The 17,304-nt window shown below is 67.5% G+C and carries 16 protein-coding genes; 12 read left to right on the top strand and 4 right to left on the bottom strand.

Annotated features, from left to right (window positions below):
* Window positions 1-50 precede the first annotated feature (50 nt).
* Window positions 51-2,312: a DNA repair helicase YoaA gene (yoaA, locus tag NP80_RS21635; RefSeq protein WP_045594136.1), complete on the top strand. Its 2,262-nt coding sequence runs from the start codon at window positions 51-53 to the stop codon at window positions 2,310-2,312.
* Window positions 2,313-2,441: 129 nt separating this feature from the next.
* Here the strand turns inward: yoaA and NP80_RS21630 are convergent, their stop codons facing one another.
* Window positions 2,442-3,266 (bottom strand): outer membrane protein assembly factor BamD, encoded by an 825-nt coding sequence (locus tag NP80_RS21630; RefSeq protein ID WP_006399942.1) that lies wholly within the window; start codon window positions 3,264-3,266, stop codon window positions 2,442-2,444.
* A 41-nt stretch (window positions 3,267-3,307) separates the two neighbouring features.
* On the opposite strand from NP80_RS21630, the gene NP80_RS21625 reads away from it, so the two are divergent.
* The 7 genes from NP80_RS21625 (at window position 3,308) to phaR (ending at window position 10,386) form a co-directional block, all read left to right on the top strand.
* Window positions 3,308-4,507: an RluA family pseudouridine synthase gene (locus tag NP80_RS21625; protein WP_006409199.1), complete on the top strand. Its 1,200-nt coding sequence runs from the start codon at window positions 3,308-3,310 to the stop codon at window positions 4,505-4,507.
* A gap of 5 nt (window positions 4,508-4,512) precedes the next feature.
* The gene (gene pgeF / locus NP80_RS21620) at window positions 4,513-5,352 is read left to right on the top strand and encodes a peptidoglycan editing factor PgeF (protein WP_045594134.1); all 840 of its coding nucleotides are present in this window, start codon (window positions 4,513-4,515) and stop codon (window positions 5,350-5,352) included.
* Between the two features lie 3 nt (window positions 5,353-5,355).
* Window positions 5,356-5,577 (top strand): hypothetical protein, encoded by a 222-nt coding sequence (locus NP80_RS31055; protein WP_140401755.1) that lies wholly within the window; start codon window positions 5,356-5,358, stop codon window positions 5,575-5,577.
* 132 nt (window positions 5,578-5,709) lie between these two features.
* Window positions 5,710-7,575: a class I poly(R)-hydroxyalkanoic acid synthase gene (gene phaC, locus NP80_RS21615; protein WP_006408857.1), complete on the top strand. Its 1,866-nt coding sequence runs from the start codon at window positions 5,710-5,712 to the stop codon at window positions 7,573-7,575.
* 99 nt (window positions 7,576-7,674) lie between these two features.
* The gene (locus NP80_RS21610; RefSeq protein ID WP_006404724.1) at window positions 7,675-8,856 is read left to right on the top strand and encodes an acetyl-CoA C-acetyltransferase; all 1,182 of its coding nucleotides are present in this window, start codon (window positions 7,675-7,677) and stop codon (window positions 8,854-8,856) included.
* 105 nt (window positions 8,857-8,961) lie between these two features.
* A complete protein-coding gene (locus tag NP80_RS21605) occupies window positions 8,962-9,702 on the top strand; it encodes a 3-ketoacyl-ACP reductase (protein WP_006399947.1) in 741 nt (246 codons plus the stop codon).
* Between the two features lie 117 nt (window positions 9,703-9,819).
* Complete coding sequence (phaR, locus tag NP80_RS21600; RefSeq protein WP_006399948.1) at window positions 9,820-10,386, top strand: polyhydroxyalkanoate synthesis repressor PhaR; 567 nt, start codon at window positions 9,820-9,822, stop codon at window positions 10,384-10,386.
* A 120-nt stretch (window positions 10,387-10,506) separates the two neighbouring features.
* Here the strand turns inward: phaR and NP80_RS21595 are convergent, their stop codons facing one another.
* Window positions 10,507-10,758, bottom strand: coding sequence for a hypothetical protein (locus NP80_RS21595; RefSeq protein ID WP_006404725.1), 252 nt, complete (start codon window positions 10,756-10,758; stop codon window positions 10,507-10,509).
* Between the two features lie 250 nt (window positions 10,759-11,008).
* Here NP80_RS21595 and rimO point away from each other — a divergent pair, with 250 nt between their 5' ends.
* From rimO to NP80_RS21575, 4 genes are all read left to right on the top strand, one after another.
* Window positions 11,009-12,370 carry a 30S ribosomal protein S12 methylthiotransferase RimO gene (rimO, locus tag NP80_RS21590; protein WP_006408851.1) on the top strand — a complete coding sequence of 454 codons (1,362 nt, stop codon included), beginning with the start codon at window positions 11,009-11,011 and terminating at the stop codon, window positions 12,368-12,370.
* Window positions 12,371-12,373: 3 nt separating this feature from the next.
* Window positions 12,374-13,300, top strand: coding sequence for a sugar kinase (locus tag NP80_RS21585; RefSeq protein WP_006404727.1), 927 nt, complete (start codon window positions 12,374-12,376; stop codon window positions 13,298-13,300).
* Window positions 13,301-13,372: 72 nt separating this feature from the next.
* The gene (locus tag NP80_RS21580; RefSeq protein WP_006399952.1) at window positions 13,373-13,918 is read left to right on the top strand and encodes a hypothetical protein; all 546 of its coding nucleotides are present in this window, start codon (window positions 13,373-13,375) and stop codon (window positions 13,916-13,918) included.
* Window positions 13,919-14,029: 111 nt separating this feature from the next.
* Window positions 14,030-15,211: a cystathionine beta-lyase gene (locus NP80_RS21575; protein ID WP_006404729.1), complete on the top strand. Its 1,182-nt coding sequence runs from the start codon at window positions 14,030-14,032 to the stop codon at window positions 15,209-15,211.
* Window positions 15,212-15,307: 96 nt separating this feature from the next.
* On the opposite strand, the gene serB is transcribed toward NP80_RS21575, so the two are convergent.
* Window positions 15,308-16,153 carry a phosphoserine phosphatase SerB gene (gene serB / locus NP80_RS21570; RefSeq protein ID WP_035945780.1) on the bottom strand — a complete coding sequence of 282 codons (846 nt, stop codon included), beginning with the start codon at window positions 16,151-16,153 and terminating at the stop codon, window positions 15,308-15,310.
* A gap of 133 nt (window positions 16,154-16,286) precedes the next feature.
* Window positions 16,287-17,228 carry a LysR family transcriptional regulator gene (locus tag NP80_RS21565; RefSeq protein ID WP_006408858.1) on the bottom strand — a complete coding sequence of 314 codons (942 nt, stop codon included), beginning with the start codon at window positions 17,226-17,228 and terminating at the stop codon, window positions 16,287-16,289.
* Window positions 17,229-17,304 lie beyond the last annotated feature (76 nt).

Here is a 17,304-nt window from a genome sequence, read left to right as displayed (position 1 = left end):
GCCTGGCAAGCGCCGGCGCCGCCCGGGCGCTGGATACAGGAACGCTTGCCTTGAATTCACCGCTTGAAGCCACCCCCGATGCCCGGCGCGACGCGTCGCCCGGGCGCGTTCGTGCGTCCGAAGGCACCTTCGAACTGAGCCGCAAGCGCGTCGACGAACTCGACGCGATTTTCGGCGACGGCGGGTTGCTGGCGCGCGCGCTCGACGGCTATCGTCCGCGCGCATCGCAGATCGAGATGGCGCGTGCGGTCGCGTCCGCGATGGAGGCGTCCGCGCGCCGGATGCCGGAGCCGGAAATCTTCGAAGCGCGCAAGCGGCCGGCGCGCCGGCTCGGCGAAACGGGCGGCGGGCGCGGCGGGGGCGGTGCGGCCGACGCCGGCGTGAGCGACGCCGCGAACGAAGCGGACGCCGATGCCGGCGACAACACGCTGATCGTCGAGGCCGGCACCGGCACGGGCAAGACCTATGCGTATCTCGTCCCCGCGATGCTGTGGGGCGGCAAGGTGATCGTGTCGACCGGCACCAAGCATCTGCAGGACCAGCTGTTCCTGCGCGACATTCCGACCGTGCGCAACGCGCTCGCGGTGCCGGTGACGGTCGCGATGCTGAAGGGCCGCGCGAACTATCTGTGCCACTACTATCTGCAGCGCACCGCGGACAACGGCCGCCTGCCGTCGCGGCAGGACACCGCGTATCTGCAGGAGATCGTCCGTTTCGCGAAGATCACGAAAAGCGGCGACAAGGCCGAGCTCGCGAGCGTGCCGGAGACGGCGCCCGTATGGTCGATGGTCACGTCGACGCGCGACAACTGCCTCGGCCAGGAGTGTCCGCACTACAAGGAATGCTTCGTGATGCAGGCGCGGCGCGAAGCGCAACAGGCCGACATCGTCGTCGTCAACCATCATCTGTTCTTCGCGGACATCATGCTGCGCGACACCGGCATGGCCGAGCTGCTGCCGAATGCGAACACGGTGATTTTCGACGAAGCGCATCAGCTGCCGGAGACGGCGACGCTGTTTTTCGGCGAGACGCTATCGACGACGCAGATTCTCGAACTTGCGCGCGATACGGTCGCCGAGGGCCTCAGTCACGCGCGCGACGCCGTCGAATGGGTAAAGCTCGGCGGCGCGCTCGAACGCGCGGCGCGCGACGTGCGGCTCGCGTTCGCCGACGATCAGATCGTGCGGATGTCGCTCGCGCAACTCGGCGACGATCATCCGCTGTTCGCCGCGCTCGATGCGCTCGAAGCGGCGCTCGACGCGCTGGCTTCTGCGCTCGCGAGTCAGGCCGAGCGCGCGGAATCGCTCGGCGCGTGCCTGCGTCGCGCGCGCGAGCTGCAGGATCTGCTCGCGGGCTGGGTCGCGCCCGGCGCGGCCGAGGCCGCTGCGCAGGCCGATGCGGCGGCCGCCGGCGAGGCGGCAGCCGCGGCCGGCGATCCGAACGAGAAGGTGCGCTGGGTCGAGGTGTTCGCGCATACGGTGCAGCTGCACGAAACGCCGCTGTCGGTGGCGCCGATCTTCGCGAAGCAGCGCGCGGGCGTGCCGCGCGCGTGGATCTTCACGTCGGCGACGCTGTCGGTGCGCGGCGACTTCACGCACTACGCGGCGCAGATGGGCCTGAGCTCGCGCCGTTCGATGACGCTCGCGAGCCCGTTCGACTACCAGACGCAGGGGCTGCTGTACGTGCCGCGCAATCTGCCGCAGCCGTCGTCGCCCGCGTTTACCGATGCCGTGTTCGATGCGGCGCTGCCGGCGATCGAGGCCTCGGGTGGCGGCGTGTTCATGCTGTGCACGACATTGCGTGCGGTCGACCGGATCGCCTCGAAACTGCGCGACGTGATCGAATCGCGCGGCTGGAACACGCCGCTGCTCGTGCAGGGCGATGCGAGCCGGACCGAACTGCTCGATCGCTTCCGTGCGTACGGCAACGCGATCCTCGTCGGCAGCCAGAGCTTCTGGGAAGGCGTCGACGTGCGCGGCGATGCGCTGTCGCTCGTCGTGATCGACAAGCTGCCGTTCGCGCCGCCCGACGATCCGGTGCTGGCCGCGCGGCTCGACGCGCTCGCGAAGAAGGGCTTGAGCCCGTTCGCCGTGCATCAGCTGCCGCAGGCCGTCATCACGCTGAAGCAGGGCGCCGGGCGGCTGATCCGTGCGGAGACCGATCGCGGCGTGCTGATGATCTGCGACACGCGGCTCGTCGACAAGCCGTACGGCCGCCGGATCTGGCAGAGCCTGCCGCCGTTCAAGCGCACGCGCGAAATCGCGGTCGTGCAGGACTTCTTCGACGAGCAGCGCGCCGCGCGTCGCGCCTGACGGCAAGGGCGGCCCGTGCGGCCGCCGCCGGTCGCATCGCCGTCGGCCGGCGTCTCGCACCAATGAAAAACCCGGCTCGCAGGCCGGGTTTTTCTATGGCTGCCGCGTTCGCGCGGCATGCGGCATCGCTCAGAACTGCCACCACGACTTCTTCGTGCCGGGACGCGCGCGGCCCGTGATGTAGGGGCTGTCCGGGAACGTGCCCGCGAGCACGCGCTTCGTGTCTTCGGCGAGCTGCGGCTGATTCAGCTTTTGGTACGACAGGACCATGATGTGCAGCGCGTCCTCGATGGCCGGCGCGCCCTTGTAGTCCTTGATCGCGAGCTGTGCGCGGTTGATGGCCGCGACATACGCGCCGCGCCGGTAGTAGTAGTCGGCCGCATGCACTTCGTGCGACGCGAGCGCGTTCACGATGTAGCGCATCCGTGCCGCTGCGTCGGGCGCGTATTTGCTCTTCGGATAGCGATCGACGACGACCTTGAACGCGTCGTAGGACTCGCGCAGCGCCTGCGGGTCGCGCTCGCTCATGTCCTGCCCGGAGAAGCGGCCGAACAGCCCGAGATCGTCGTTGAAGTGGATCATCCCTTTCAGGTAGTACGCGTATGCGATGTCGGGATGATCGGGGTGGAGCTGGATGAAGCGGTCGACGGCCTGATCGGCGGCGGCCGGTTCGTTGTCCTTCCAGTTGCAGTACGCGACGTTGATCTGCGCCTGCTGCGCGAAATGGCCGAACGGATCGCGACCTTGCAGCGCCTCGAAATATTTCGCGCACTTGCCCCAGTCGCCGCCGGACAGGGCGTCCTGGGCCTCTGAGTATAATTTGTTGTTCGACCAGGTAGCCGTCTCGTCCTGCTTCTGCGGCAAGCCGTGGCAGCCGGCGATGAGGGCCGCGGCCGCTACCGCCGCAGCCCGGGCGGCGACGGTTTTAGCCGTGCGTTTGGTCGAATTCGTCATGCTCGCATGTCCTAGCTTCAAGTCTCGGTGACCCAGTCTAAATGACCCGTTCAAGTTCGCAGAATGCCCGCTCGGGCACGTCAAATCGCGAAGATTATAGCCCAAGCGATCGGCCCGCCGACGCTGCCCTCGGGGATTCCCTCGACGACGATCTGATCGGCGACGCGTTGCAGCCGCCTGTTGCGCCGTCCGGCGGCGGCGACGATGCGCCGCGCGTTGTCGAAGTGCCCGCGTCGCTCGCGGGCGAGCGTCTCGACAAGGCGCTTGCCCAGTTGTTTCCCGAATTCTCGCGCAGCCGGCTGCAGAGCTGGATCGATGCGCAGCGTGTGCGCGTCGACGGCGCGCCGGCGAAGATCCGCCAGCCGGTGCCGCTCGGCGCGACGATCGAGCTCGTGCCCGATCTGCTGCCCGAACAGCTTGCGTTCACACCCGAGCCGGTGCCGCTCGACATCGTCTACGAAGACGACGCGCTCGTCGTCATCAACAAGCCGGCCGGGCTCGTGGTGCATCCCGCGGCCGGCAACTGGAGCGGCACGATCCTGAACGGGCTGCTGCATCGCTACGGCGACGCCGCGGCCGGCCTGCCGCGCGCGGGCATCGTGCATCGGCTCGACAAGGAGACGTCCGGCCTGATGGTGATCGCGCGCACACTGGCCGCGCAGACCGATCTCGTGCGCCAGCTGCAGGCGCGCACGGTCAAGCGCCGCTATTTCGCGCTCGTGTGGGGCGCGATGCCCGACGAAGGGACGATCGACGCGCCGATCGGGCGCGATCCGCGCGAACGCACGCGCATGGCCGTCGTCACCGGCGCGTCGGGCAAGCCGGCGCGCACGCATTTCCGCACGGTTGACACATGCCTGTGGCACCGTCAGCCGGTGTCGGCGATCCAGTGCGATCTCGAAACGGGCCGCACGCACCAGATCCGCGTGCATTGTTCGCATGTCGGGCATCCGCTGCTCGGCGATCCGGTGTACGGACGTGCGCGCGGCAAGCGCTCGGTCGCGCCGCTGCCGGGCGGCTTCGCGCGGCAGGCGCTGCACGCGTGGCGGCTCGGGCTCGTGCATCCGGTCACGGGCAGTGCGATGCAGTGGCGCTGTACGCTGCCCGACGACATGACCGCGCTCGTCGAGGCGCTCGGTTTCGGGCAGAACGACGAGGAATTCGACGACGACGGCATCGACGACGATTTCGGCGGCGATTACCACGACGAAGCGTCGTATCCGGACGACGAGAGGGAGTAAAGCCGATGACGAACCCCACGCCGCTGAGCTGGCGGGACTGCGTGCTGCCGGACTGGCAGGTGTCGCCGCGCGTGCGCGCGTTGATCACGACGCGCGACGGCGGCGTCAGCGAAGGGCCGTACGGCCGCTGGCAGGACGGTGCCGCGCTGCCGGGCGGCATGAATCTCGGCTTGCATACCGGCGACGATCCCGCGCATGTCGCGCAGAACCGCGCGCGACTGCTCGCGCTGACCGGGCGTCCGCGCGCCGCGTGGCTCGAGCAGGTGCACGGCGCGCAGATCGTGCGCGCGGACGAAGTGATCGCGTCGGCCGGCGACTGCGCGACGCCGGTGCAGGCCGACGCGAGCGTCACCGATCGCGCGGGCGCCGTGTGCGTCGTGATGGTGGCCGACTGCCTGCCCGTGTTGCTGTGCGATGCGCACGGCCGCGCGGTGGGCGCCGCCCATGCGGGCTGGCGCGGGCTCGCGGCCGGCATCGTCGAGCAGACGGCCGCGCGTGTCGCGGCGCTGGCCGGCGGCGCCGCGGCCGACGTCCATGCGTTTCTCGGCCCGGCGATCGGGCCGCGCGCGTTCGAAGTCGGTGCGGACGTGCGCGACGCGTTTCTCGACACGGCCACGCAGTCGGAGCATGATGAAACCGGTCGTGCGTTCGTCGCGATCGACGGCGCGCCGGGCAAGTATCTGGCCGATCTGTACGCGCTTGCGCGCGTGCGTGTCGCGCGGGCCGGCGTCGTGCACGTGAGCGGCGGCGACGCATGCACGCTCACCGAGCGCGCGCGTTTCTATTCGTATCGCCGCGACCGCGTGACGGGCAGGATGGCCGCGGCGATCTGGCTGGCCGATTGACCGATGCGTGCACAGCGTGTCTGCTGCGCCGCGCAATCGATTTATCTCGATATTGATGCGGCAATGGTGGGCAGTATGCTTGACCGATTGAAAAATCCGGGAGTCGCGTTGGACAAAATGTTTTATGTTTCCCCGAAACCCTTGTCCCGCCTGTTTTCCGCCGATTATTGCGGTGTTCGAATGTTCGGTGGTTTGACGCACGGCTTCACATGGGGAAAACGATAATGATAAAAATACCGCACTGCGGCAGAATCTGGAGACGCCTCTCCAGGGCATGACGGCCCGGCTCGCAGCCGGCATGCCGCGCGCGAGCAGGATTTCGCGATTGACGCTCACGAATCACCGGTAAGGCAGGTAATGACAGCATCGAAAAATTCGTCGACGTCCGCTGCGGCGGGCACTTCCGCGGGCAATACGGGATTCGGTTCCGCGGCGCAGCCGATGCAGCAGATGTTCGAAGCTTGGCTGAACGCATGGCGCGATTTTGCCGATCCGGCGCGTGCCGCGACTGCGTCGGCTGCCGTCAATCCGTTCGCTACGTTCCAGTTTCCGAAGTCGTTCCCGTTCCAGATGCCGTCGATGCCCGATTTCGGCGCGATGGCGTCGCCGTTCGCGGGGCTCACGCTGCCGGTCGCGGCGATTCCGCCCGAGCGGCTGCAGAAGCTGCAGGCCGACTATGCGCGCGACTGCGTCGCGCTGATGCAGCAGGCGGCCGCAGCGAAGCTCGAGGCTCCCGAACTGAAGGATCGGCGCTTCAGCGGCGACGCATGGAAGGCATCGCCGGCCCATGCATTCGCGGCCGCGTGGTATCTGCTCAATGCACGCTATCTGCAGGAACTCGCCGACGCGCTCGAGACCGATCCGAAAACGCGCGAGCGCATCCGTTTCGCCGTGCAGCAGTGGACGGCCGCCGCCGCGCCGAGCAACTTCCTCGCGCTGAATCCCGATGCGCAGAAGTCGATTCTCGAAACGCAGGGCGAAAGCCTGCGGCAGGGGATGATGAACTTGCTGGGCGATCTGCAGCGCGGCAAGATTTCGCAGACCGACGAATCGCAATTCGTCGTCGGCAAGAATCTCGGGTGCGCGGAAGGCGCGGTCGTCTACGAGAACGACTTGATCCAGCTGATCCAGTACACGCCGAAGACGGCGAAGGTGTTCGAGCGGCCGCTGCTGATCGTGCCGCCGTGCATCAACAAGTTCTACATCCTCGATCTGCAGCCCGAGAACTCGCTCGTCGCGCACGCGGTGTCGAGCGGCCATCAGGTGTTTCTCGTGTCGTGGCGCAATGCCGATGCGTCGGTCGCGCACAAGACGTGGGACGACTACATGAACGAAGGGCTGCTCGCCGCGATCGACGCGGTGCAGCAGGTGAGCGGACGCGAACAGATCAATACGCTCGGCTTCTGCGTCGGCGGCACGATGCTCGCGACCGCGCTCGCGGTGCTCGCTGCGCGCGGCGAACATCCGGCCGCGTCGATGACGCTGCTCACCGCGATGCTCGATTTCTCCGATACGGGCGTGCTCGACGTGTTCGTCGACGAGGCGCACGTGCAGATGCGCGAGCAGACGATCGGCGGCAAGAACGGGACGCCGCCCGGGTTGATGCGCGGCGTCGAATTCGCGAACACGTTCTCGTTCCTGCGCCCGAACGATCTCGTCTGGAACTACGTCGTCGACAACTACCTGAAGGGCCGCACGCCGGCGCCGTTCGACCTGCTGTACTGGAACAGCGATTCGACGAGCCTGCCGGGGCCGATGTACGCGTGGTACCTGCGCAATACGTATCTCGAGAACAAGCTGCGTGAGCCGGGCGCGCTGACCGTCTGCGGCGAGCCGGTCGATCTGTCGCGCATCGACGTGCCGACCTTCATCTACGGGTCGCGCGAGGATCACATCGTGCCGTGGCAGACGGCCTATGCGTCGACGTCGATCCTGACGGGCCCGCTGAAGTTCGTGCTCGGCGCCTCGGGCCACATCGCCGGCGTGATCAATCCGCCCGCGAAGAAAAAGCGCAGCTACTGGGTGAACGACGACGACCTGCCGAGCGCCGCCGACGACTGGTTCGCCGGCGCGATCGAGCATCCGGGCAGCTGGTGGCCGACCTGGATCGAATGGCTCGACCAGTACGGCGGCCGCAAGGTGGCGGCGCCGGCCGAGCTCGGCTCCGCGCAGTTCCCGGTGATCGAACCGGCGCCCGGCCGTTACGTATTGCAGCGCGATTGACGAAAGCCGGACAGCGGCGCACGCTGTCCGACGCACCGCAGTTTTTTTAACAGGGTCGGCAGCGACGCGCCGTGTCGCGCGGGCTCGGAGGAATGGAAAATGACGGACGTAGTGATCGTATCGGCCGCGCGGACCGCGGTCGGCAAATTCGGCGGCTCGCTGGCGAAGGTGGCGGCGCCCGAACTGGGCGCGACGGTGATCCGCGCGGTGCTGGAGCGCGCGGGCGTGAAGCCGGAGCAGGTCAGCGAAGTGATCATGGGACAGGTGCTGACGGCGGGTTCGGGCCAGAACCCGGCGCGCCAGTCGCTGATCAAGGCCGGACTGCCGAGCGCGGTGCCGGGGATGACGATCAACAAGGTGTGCGGCTCGGGGCTGAAGGCCGTGATGCTGGCCGCGAACGCGATCGTCGCGGGCGACGCGGAGATCGTCGTGGCGGGCGGGCAGGAGAACATGAGCGCGGCGCCGCACGTGCTGCCGGGCTCGCGCGACGGGTTCCGGATGGGCGACGCGAAGCTGGTCGACACGATGATCGTCGACGGCCTGTGGGACGTGTACAACCAGTACCACATGGGCATCACGGCGGAGAACGTCGCGAAGGAATACGGCATTACGCGCGAAGAGCAGGATGCGTTCGCGGCGCTGTCGCAGAACAAGGCCGAAGCGGCGCAGAAGGCGGGGCGCTTCAATGACGAGATCGTGCCGGTGTCGATTCCGCAGCGCAAGGGCGAGCCGCTGCAGTTCGCGACCGACGAGTTCGTGCGTCACGGCGTGACGGCGGAGTCGCTCGCGGGGCTGAAGCCGGCGTTCGCGAAGGACGGCACGGTGACGGCGGCCAACGCGTCGGGCATCAACGACGGCGCGGCGGCGGTGCTCGTGATGTCGGCGCAGAAGGCCCAGGCGCTGGGCCTGACGCCGCTCGCGCGGATCAAGGCGTATGCGAACGCCGGTGTGGATCCGAGCGTGATGGGGATGGGCCCGGTGCCGGCATCGCGCCGATGCCTGGAGCGCGCGGGCTGGACGCCGGGCGATCTGGATCTGATGGAGATCAACGAGGCGTTTGCGGCGCAGGCGCTGGCCGTGCACAAGCAGATGGGCTGGGACACGTCGAAGGTGAACGTGAACGGCGGGGCGATCGCGATCGGTCACCCGATCGGCGCGTCGGGCTGCCGGATCCTGGTGACGCTGCTGCACGAGATGGTCAAGCGCGATGCGAAGCGCGGGCTCGCGTCGCTGTGCATCGGCGGCGGGATGGGCGTCGCGCTGGCGGTCGAACGTCCGTAACGGGCGAACCGTATCCCGGCGCCGGCCGGCCCAGCAGCGGGCGGCGCCGTGTGAAGTCGGAGGGCGCTTCGGCGGCTCTCGAAACCCAAAAATGGAGTGAGATTTATGTCTCAGCGAATTGCGTACGTAACGGGCGGGATGGGCGGCATCGGCACCAGCATCTGCCAGCGTCTGTCGAAAGACGGCTTCAAGGTGGTCGCAGGCTGCGGCCCGAACTCGCCGCGCCGCGTGAAGTGGCTCGAGGAGCAGAAGGCGCTCGGGTTCGACTTCATCGCGTCGGAAGGCAACGTCGGCGACTGGGACTCCACGAAGGCGGCATTCGACAAGGTCAAGGCCGAAGTCGGCGAAATCGACGTGCTGGTGAACAATGCGGGCATTACGCGCGACGTCGTGTTCCGCAAGATGACGCACGAAGACTGGACTGCCGTCATCGATACCAACCTGACGAGCCTGTTCAACGTGACGAAACAGGTGATCGACGGGATGGTCGAGCGTGGCTGGGGCCGCATCATCAACATTTCGTCGGTGAACGGCCAGAAGGGGCAATTCGGCCAGACCAACTACTCGACCGCAAAGGCCGGCATTCACGGCTTCACGATGGCGCTCGCGCAGGAAGTCGCGACGAAGGGCGTGACCGTCAACACCGTGTCGCCCGGTTATATCGGCACCGACATGGTGAAGGCGATCCGTCCCGACGTGCTCGAGAAGATCGTTGCGACGATTCCGGTGCGCCGTCTCGGCACGCCGGAGGAAATCGGCTCGATCGTCGCGTGGCTCGCGTCGAACGATTCCGGCTTCGCGACGGGCGCCGACTTCTCGCTGAACGGCGGCCTGCACATGGGCTGAACCCGCGGGCCGCGCGGATCGAACAGCGCGCGGCTCGGGCTTTCCGAAGCGCCCCGCCACCCGGTTCCGGGCGGCGGGGATTCGTCACTTGCGCTACGCTGCACTCAAAGGCGTTACATGACTACTACAAAGAAGACGGCCGAGCGGCTCATCAAGAAATATCCGAACCGCCGGCTTTACGATACCGAGACGAGCACGTACATCACGCTTACCGACGTGAAGCAACTCGTGCTGGACCAGGAGGATTTCAAGGTCGTCGATGCGAAGTCGAACGAAGACCTGACGCGCAGCATCCTGCTGCAGATCATCCTCGAGGAGGAAAGCGGCGGCGTACCGATGTTCTCGTCGTCGATGCTGTCGCAGATCATCCGTTTCTACGGACACGCGATGCAGGGCATGATGGGCACGTACCTGGAAAAGAACATCCAGGCGTTCATCGACATCCAGCACAAGCTCGCGGATCAGTCGAAGAACCTGTACGAAAACAACGCGATGAATCCCGAGATCTGGTCGCAGTTCATGAACATGCAGGCGCCGATGATGCAGGGGATGATGACCAGCTACATCGAGCAGTCGAAGAACATGTTCGTGCAGATGCAGGAGCAGATGCAGAACCAGGCGAAGTCGATGTTCGCGACGTTCCCGTTCAAGCAGCCGGGCGCATCGGAGCCCGAGAAGAAGTAACGCGCGTTCGAGGCTGGCCGGCTAGCCGCGGCGGCGAGCGCCGCCGAACGGCCGGCGCCGCGACGTGCGGCACGTGTGCAGCGTCGGCGCCGCGGCATGCCGTTGTTGGCGGCCGCGTTTTCAGTACGCCGGATCGAGGCCCTGATCGTCGCCCGGCGGCAGGTCGAGCACCAGCTTGACCGCGCTGAAGTTCGCCTTCAGCGAGAACACGCGGCCGATCACGAGAAACGTCTGCGGCGCATGCTCGAGCTCGACGAAATCGCCCGGCTGCGGCAGGTGCGCGCTCTGATCGTACGAAAAGCTCGTGCTGGTTTGCTCGCCGATGGCTTCCGCGGCCTGGTCGGTGAACTCGATCGTGATGTGGGTCGTCATGCGGGATTCCGTCGCTGTTGCGTTGTAGGGATGAAGGCCTCGATTTTCGCATAGCGGCGCAGTGCGGTCGGGCCGTTCGGTTCGCCAATTCGCGCGGTGCACGGGCAGGGCCCGGCGCCGGGCCGCTCCGGCGCGGCAGCGTCCGTCGCCGAAAGGGCCGCATCGCTGCACGCATTCGCGGCCGGTTTTGGCTCGGCGAACCTAAATGGCTGTAAACTCACGGTTTTGCTGCCACGCCCCCACACTCCAGATGTCTCAATCCCCCAAAGTCGGCTTCGTTTCCCTCGGCTGCCCGAAAGCGCTCGTCGACTCCGAACAGATCATCACCCAGCTGCGCGCCGAAGGCTATGAAATCTCCGGCACCTACGACGGCGCCGACCTCGTCGTCGTCAACACGTGCGGCTTCATCGACGAAGCCGTGCAGGAAAGCCTCGACGCGATCGGCGAAGCGCTGACCGAGAACGGCAAGGTGATCGTCACCGGCTGTCTCGGCGCGAAGAAGAGCGCGAGCGGCTCGGGCCTGATCGAGGAAGTGCACCCGAAGGTGCTCGCCGTCACGGGCCCGCATGCGGTCGGCGAAGTGATGCAGGCCGTGCACTCGCACCTGCCGAAGCCGCACGATCCGTTCGTCGATCTCGTGCCGCCGGCCGGCATCAAGCTCACGCCGCGTCACTATGCGTACCTGAAGATTTCCGAAGGCTGCAACCACCGCTGCACGTTCTGCATCATCCCGTCGATGCGCGGCGATCTGGTGTCGCGTCCCGTCGCCGAAGTGATGCTCGAGGCGGAAAACCTGTTCAAGTCGGGCGTGAAGGAACTGCTCGTGATCTCGCAGGACACGAGCGCGTACGGCGTCGACGTCAAATACCGGACGGGCTTCTGGAACGGCAAGCCGATCAAGACGCGCATGACCGATCTCGTCGCCGCGCTCGGCGAACTCGCCGCGCAGTACGGCGCGTGGGTGCGTCTGCATTACGTGTATCCGTATCCGAGCGTCGACGAAGTGATTCCGTTGATGGCCGAGGGTCCGTTCAAGGGCCACGTGCTGCCGTATCTCGACGTGCCGTTCCAGCACGCGCATCCGGAAGTGCTGAAGCGGATGAAGCGTCCGGCGAACGCCGAGAAGGTGCTCGAGCGCGTGCAGAAGTGGCGCGAGATCTGCCCCGATCTGACGATCCGCAGCACGTTCATCGCGGGCTTTCCGGGCGAGACGGAAGCACAGTTCGAAACGCTGCTCGACTTCATCCGCGAGGCGGAACTCGATCGCGTCGGCTGCTTTGCGTATTCGCCGGTCGAAGGCGCGAGCGCGAACGAACTCGACGGCGCGCTGCCGGACGACGTCCGCGAGGAACGTCGCGCGCGCTTCATGGAAGTCGCCGAGGAAGTGTCGGCCCAGCGCATCGCGCGCAAGGTCGGCAAGACGCTCAAGGTGCTGATCGACGAAGTCAGCGACGAAGGCGGTATCGGACGCACGGCGGCCGATGCGCCGGAGATCGACGGCGTCGTCTATGTCGAGCCGGCGACCAAGGCATCGAAGCGCTACAAGGTCGGCGATTTCGTGTCGGTGAAGATCACCGGTGCGGACGGCCACGACCTGTGGGGCGAGGTGTAAGCGATGAGCGCCGCGTTTCCGGAGATCCTCGCGCTCGGCGAGGCGATGATCGAGTTCAACCAGGCGCAGCCCGGCCGTGCCGAGTTCCTGCAGGGCTTCGGCGGCGACACGTCGAATTTCTGCGTCGCGGCCGCGCGCCAGGGCGCATCGGCGGGCTTCGTGTCGGCCGTCGGCGACGATCCGTTCGGCCGGCTGCTCGGCGAACTATGGCGCACCGAAGGCGTCGACACGCGCTTCGTGCGCATCGACCCTGGCGCACCGACGGGCGTGTATTTCGTCACGCACGGTGCGGACGGCCATCGGTTCGATTATCTGCGCGCCGGTTCGGCCGCGAGCCGCTACGCGCCGGCCGACCTGCCGCTCGATGCGCTGGCGGCCGCGAAGGCCGTGCATCTGTCGGGCATTAGTCTTGCCATCAGCACGAGCGCGTGCGATGCCGCGTTCGCGGCGATCGATCATGCGCGCGCGCATCGCGCGAAGATCAGCTTCGACACGAATCTGCGTCTGAAGCTGTGGCCGCTGCCGCGCGCGCGTGCGGTGATGCGCGAGGCGTTGCGCCACACCGATATCTGTCTGCCGAGCTGGGACGACGTGACGGCGCTGACCGGCGCGAACGATCGCGACGCGATCGTCGACGCGATGCTCGAACACGGGCCGCAGATCGTCGCGCTGAAGCTCGGCAAGGAAGGCGCCTACGTTGCGACGCCGCACGAGCGGCGCGTGGTGCCGGGTTTCGCGGTCGAGGCCGTCGATGCGACCGGTGCGGGCGACTGCTTCGGCGGCGCATTCGTCGCGCGGATCGTCGCCGGCGACGATCCGTTTGCCGCCGCACGCTATGCGAACGCGGCCGCCGCGCTGTCGACGACGGGCTACGGCGCGGTCGCGCCGATTCCGCACCGCGACGCGGTCGAACGGCTGATGCAGGGCTGACGCGCGATGCCGCGTGCCGCCGCGGCGTTCGCGCGCATGGGAAGCAAGGACTGGAGCAAGGAGCAACACAACGTGGGTCGACATTCGAAATCGCACCGGGCGCTCGTCGTCGCGGGGGCGCTGGCGGCCTGTTTCGCGATGCCGGGCGCGTCGATCGCGCAGCCGCTGACGCCGGACGCCCGGCAGCAGGACGACACGGCACCCGCGCGGCCGCTGCGGCCGAATCCCGAGTTCGCGCGGCTGCCGCGCTACGAAGGGACGCTCGGCGGACGGCCGATCGTCGTGCATCTGGGGCCGAAGACGGACGAGGAGGGCGTGCACGGCGAATACCAGTTCGCGGACACCGGCGAAGTCATTCTGCTGGCCGGCGACCGCGACGGCGACACGCTCGAAGTCGAGGAATCGAACGACGGCACGAACATCACCGGCGTCTGGATCGGTCGGTTCGACGCGGCGGGCGGCCTGAAGGCCGACCGGATGAACGCGGACGAATCGGATCCGCAGCCGGTCGTGCTGCGCGCGGCGCCCGGCAAGCGCGCGGCATTGCAGGTGCGCGACGGCCGCGTGCAGGAGATCGAAACGGTCGGCAACGTCGTCATGCTGCGCAGCGACGACTGACGCGCGCTGGCTCGGTTGGCGCGCCGCGCATTGTACCGGGCCAAACGCGGCGGTTTTGACTAACCTAGCGACATATCCGCAACCGTAGGCCGCCTGTCCGGCTTCCTTGTCATGACTGAATCCACCTCGAAGCGCGCACTGCAGACCCGTATCGTTCAACCCGACGACGTCATTCCGGAAGGCTTCCGCTCGTTCGTGCCGCCGGTCGCGCGCGCGTCGACGGTCGTGTTTCCCGATCTCGCGACGATGCGCCAGCTCGACTGGCGCAAGGACGGCCAGTGGCGCTACGGGCTGCATGCGACGCCGACGTCGCTCGCGCTCGCGCAGCGGCTCGCCGAGATCGAGGGCGGCACGCACGCGCTGCTGCAGCCGTCGGGGCTCGCGGCGATCATGAACGTGTATTTCGCCGTCGTGAAAGCGGGCGACGACGTGCTGATTCCGCACAACGTGTACGGCCCGAACGCCGATTTCGGAAACTGGCTCGCGAAGGACTTCGGCATTTCCGCGCGCTTCTACGACCCGCTGATCGGTGCCGGCATCGCCGAGCTGATCCAGCCCAACACGCGGCTGATCTGGCTCGAGGCGCCCGGCTCGGTGACGATGGAAGTGCCCGATGTGGGCGCGATCACGGCGGCCGCCCGTGCGCGCGGCGTCGTCACCGCGATCGACAACACGTATTCGGCGGGCCTCGCGTTCAAGCCGTTCGAGCACGGCGTCGACATCTCGGTGCAGGCGCTGACCAAGTATCAGTCCGGCGGCAGCGATCTGCTGATGGGCGCGACGATCACCGCGAACGCCGAACTGCATGCGCAGCTGAAGCTCGCACGCATGCGCTGCGGCGTCGGCGTGTCGGTCGACGACTGCTCGCTCGTGCTGCGCAGCTTGCCGAGCATGCAGCTGCGCTTCGACGCGCACAGCAAGAGCGCGCTGTCGCTCGCGAAGTGGCTGAAGACGCGGCCCGAGATCGCTACCGTGCTGCATCCGCAACTGCCCGACTGTCCGGGCCACGAGTCGTTCGTTCGCGACTTCACGGGCGCGGGCGGGCTGTTCTCGGTGGTGTTCGACGAACGGTACAGCGCCGCACAGGTCGATCGTTTCGTCGAGTCGCTCGCGTTGTTCGCGATCGGCTGGAGCTGGGGCGGCGCATGCAGCCTCGCGGTGCCGTACGACGTCGCGTCGATGCGGCCCGAGTGGCCGCATCGCGGCACGCTGGTGCGCTTCTACATCGGTCTCGAAGATGAAGCCGACCTGCGCGCGGACATCGAACGCGCGCTGCACGCGGCGCTCGGCTGAGTCCCGCGTACGCGTAGCACGCTGCGGCAAAAAGAAACGCCGGCGCGAAGCGATTCGCGCCGGCGTTGTCGTCTCTACGGTGCGCGGCGTTGCGCGTCAGAACAGCCGCAGCAGCCCGTCGAGGCCGACGTGATCGAACGCGACCGTCGCCGCGTCGCGCACGACCGGCTTCGCGTGGAACGCGACCGACAGCCCGGCCTCCGCCATCATCTTCAGGTCGTTCGAGCCGTCGCCCATCGCGATCGCGCGGCTCGGCGCGATGCCGAGCGACGCACACGTGTCGCGCAGCAGGCGCGCCTTGACGTCGGCGTTGACGATTTCGCCGAGTACCTTGCCGGTCAGCTTGCCGTCGACGATCTCGAGCGTGTTCGCATGCGCGTAGTCGAGACCGAGCTGCGCCTTCAGCCGTTCGGTGAAGAACGTGAAGCCGCCCGATACGAGCAGCGTCTTCAGGCCGGCTGCCTTCACGCCGGCGAGCATCGTCTCGGCGCCCGGCGACAGCTGCAGCCGTTCTTCATAGACGCGTTCCAGCGCGTGCGCGTCGAGGCCCGCGAGCAGCGCGACGCGCCGCGTGAGGCTTTCGTTGAAGTCGCGGATCTCGCCGCGCATCGACGCTTCCGTGATTGCCGCGACCTGCTCCTTCAGCCCGCAGAAATCGGCGATCTCGTCGATGCATTCGATCGTGATCAGCGTCGAATCCATGTCCATCACGACGAGGCCGAAATCGCGCAGCGTGCGGCCTGCGTCGACGAACGTGAAGTCGAGCGCGTGCGTGCCGCAGTACACGGCAAGGTCGCCGCGCTGCGCGGGATCGGCGCCTTCGACGCGCAGCGCGCAATCGTCGGTCTGCACGATGCGGGTGCCGCGCGACAGCGCGAGCAGCGGTTTGTGGTGCGCGTTCGACAGTGGCGCGACGCTCTGGATGACGAGGTTCTGGCTCATGACGGGATGGTTGGGAAGCGAATGAAACGCGTGCGCGGCCGGCATGCGGCCGCCTGCGGACGCGCGCTCCGGTCGGCTGCCGGGCCGGCGCGTCGCGAACGCGACATTGTAGCCGGTCGGCCGCACGCGGCGGCTAGCGGGCGTCGATGCGGTCCCAGTACGGCGGATCGCCGAAATGCTCGGCGAGGAACGCGATGAACGCGAGCGTCTTCAGCGGCACGTGCGCACGGCTCGGATAGACGGCCCAGACGGCGATGTCCTCGGCGAACGGATAGTCGTCGAGCACGGTGACGAGCGCGCCGCTCGCGAGCAGCGGGCCGACGTCCCAGGTCGACTTGATCGCGATCCCGAAGCCGTCGACCAGCGCTTCGCGGATCGCCTCGCCGTTGCTCGCGACGAGCCGGCCGCCGACGCGCACCGTGAACGGCCCCTGCGGCGTCGCGAACGACCAGTCGCGCTGGTCGCCGAGGATCACGCACTCGTGCTGCGCGAGATCGGCCGGATGGCGCGGCGTGCCGCGCTCGGCGAGATAGGCGGGCGAGCAGCACAGCACGCGGCGGTTGGTCGCGAGCTTGCGCGCGACGAGCGTCGAATCCTTCAGTGCGCCGAGACGGATCGCGACGTCGTAGCCTTCGTCGACCAGATCGACGATTTCGTCGGACAGCCGCAGGTCGAGCGATACCGACGGATAGCGGCGCAGGAACGCCGGAATCACCGGCGCCACATGCTGGCGGCCGAACGACGACGACATCGACACCTTCAGCCGCCCGTAAGGCTCGGTGCGGCCGCGGCCGACCGATGCGCGCGCGGCGTCGGCAGCCGAGAGCAGCGCTTCGGCGCGCGCCATGAAGATTTCGCCGTCCTGCGTCAGGCTGATCCGGCGCGTGGTGCGGTGCAGCAGCCGCGCGCCGAGCTGGCGTTCGAGCTGCGCGATGCGCGCGCTCGCGACCGCGGCCGACACGCCGAATTCGCGCCCGGCGGCCGTCACGTTTGCGAGCAGCGCGGCGCGCACGAACAGCCCGACGTCGAGCAGATCGAGCGGCTTGTCGGGCGCCGGAATCGGGTCGGCCTTCATTGTTCGGAAATTCCTGAAAATGTTTCAGGAAATATAGCGGTTTTTTCTAAGGATCGCGCGGCCTACGATGACGTTC

Source organism: Burkholderia multivorans ATCC BAA-247 (genome assembly GCF_000959525.1).
GTDB classification, from domain to species: domain Bacteria; phylum Pseudomonadota; class Gammaproteobacteria; order Burkholderiales; family Burkholderiaceae; genus Burkholderia; species Burkholderia multivorans.
This window is presented reverse-complemented; position numbering and strand designations above follow the sequence as displayed.

Bases quoted from the DNA above. Each gene is read 5' to 3' on its own strand.
- phaR (WP_006399948.1), top strand. From the start codon at position 9,820: ATGACTACTACAAAGAAGACGGCCGAGCGGCTCATCAAGAAATATCCG.
- serB (WP_035945780.1), bottom strand. From the start codon at position 16,153: ATGAGCCAGAACCTCGTCATCCAGAGCGTCGCGCCACTGTCGAACGCG.
- NP80_RS21630 (WP_006399942.1), bottom strand. From the start codon at position 3,266: ATGACGAATTCGACCAAACGCACGGCTAAAACCGTCGCCGCCCGGGCT.
- NP80_RS21610 (WP_006404724.1), top strand. From the start codon at position 7,675: ATGACGGACGTAGTGATCGTATCGGCCGCGCGGACCGCGGTCGGCAAA.
- pgeF (WP_045594134.1), top strand. From the start codon at position 4,513: ATGACGAACCCCACGCCGCTGAGCTGGCGGGACTGCGTGCTGCCGGAC.
- NP80_RS31055 (WP_140401755.1), top strand. From the start codon at position 5,356: ATGCGTGCACAGCGTGTCTGCTGCGCCGCGCAATCGATTTATCTCGAT.
- phaC (WP_006408857.1), top strand. From the start codon at position 5,710: ATGACAGCATCGAAAAATTCGTCGACGTCCGCTGCGGCGGGCACTTCC.
- NP80_RS21565 (WP_006408858.1), bottom strand. From the start codon at position 17,228: ATGAAGGCCGACCCGATTCCGGCGCCCGACAAGCCGCTCGATCTGCTC.
- rimO (WP_006408851.1), top strand. From the start codon at position 11,009: ATGTCTCAATCCCCCAAAGTCGGCTTCGTTTCCCTCGGCTGCCCGAAA.
- NP80_RS21605 (WP_006399947.1), top strand. From the start codon at position 8,962: ATGTCTCAGCGAATTGCGTACGTAACGGGCGGGATGGGCGGCATCGGC.
- NP80_RS21625 (WP_006409199.1), top strand. From the start codon at position 3,308: ATGACCCGTTCAAGTTCGCAGAATGCCCGCTCGGGCACGTCAAATCGC.
- NP80_RS21585 (WP_006404727.1), top strand. From the start codon at position 12,374: ATGAGCGCCGCGTTTCCGGAGATCCTCGCGCTCGGCGAGGCGATGATC.
- NP80_RS21595 (WP_006404725.1), bottom strand. From the start codon at position 10,758: ATGACGACCCACATCACGATCGAGTTCACCGACCAGGCCGCGGAAGCC.
- NP80_RS21575 (WP_006404729.1), top strand. From the start codon at position 14,030: ATGACTGAATCCACCTCGAAGCGCGCACTGCAGACCCGTATCGTTCAA.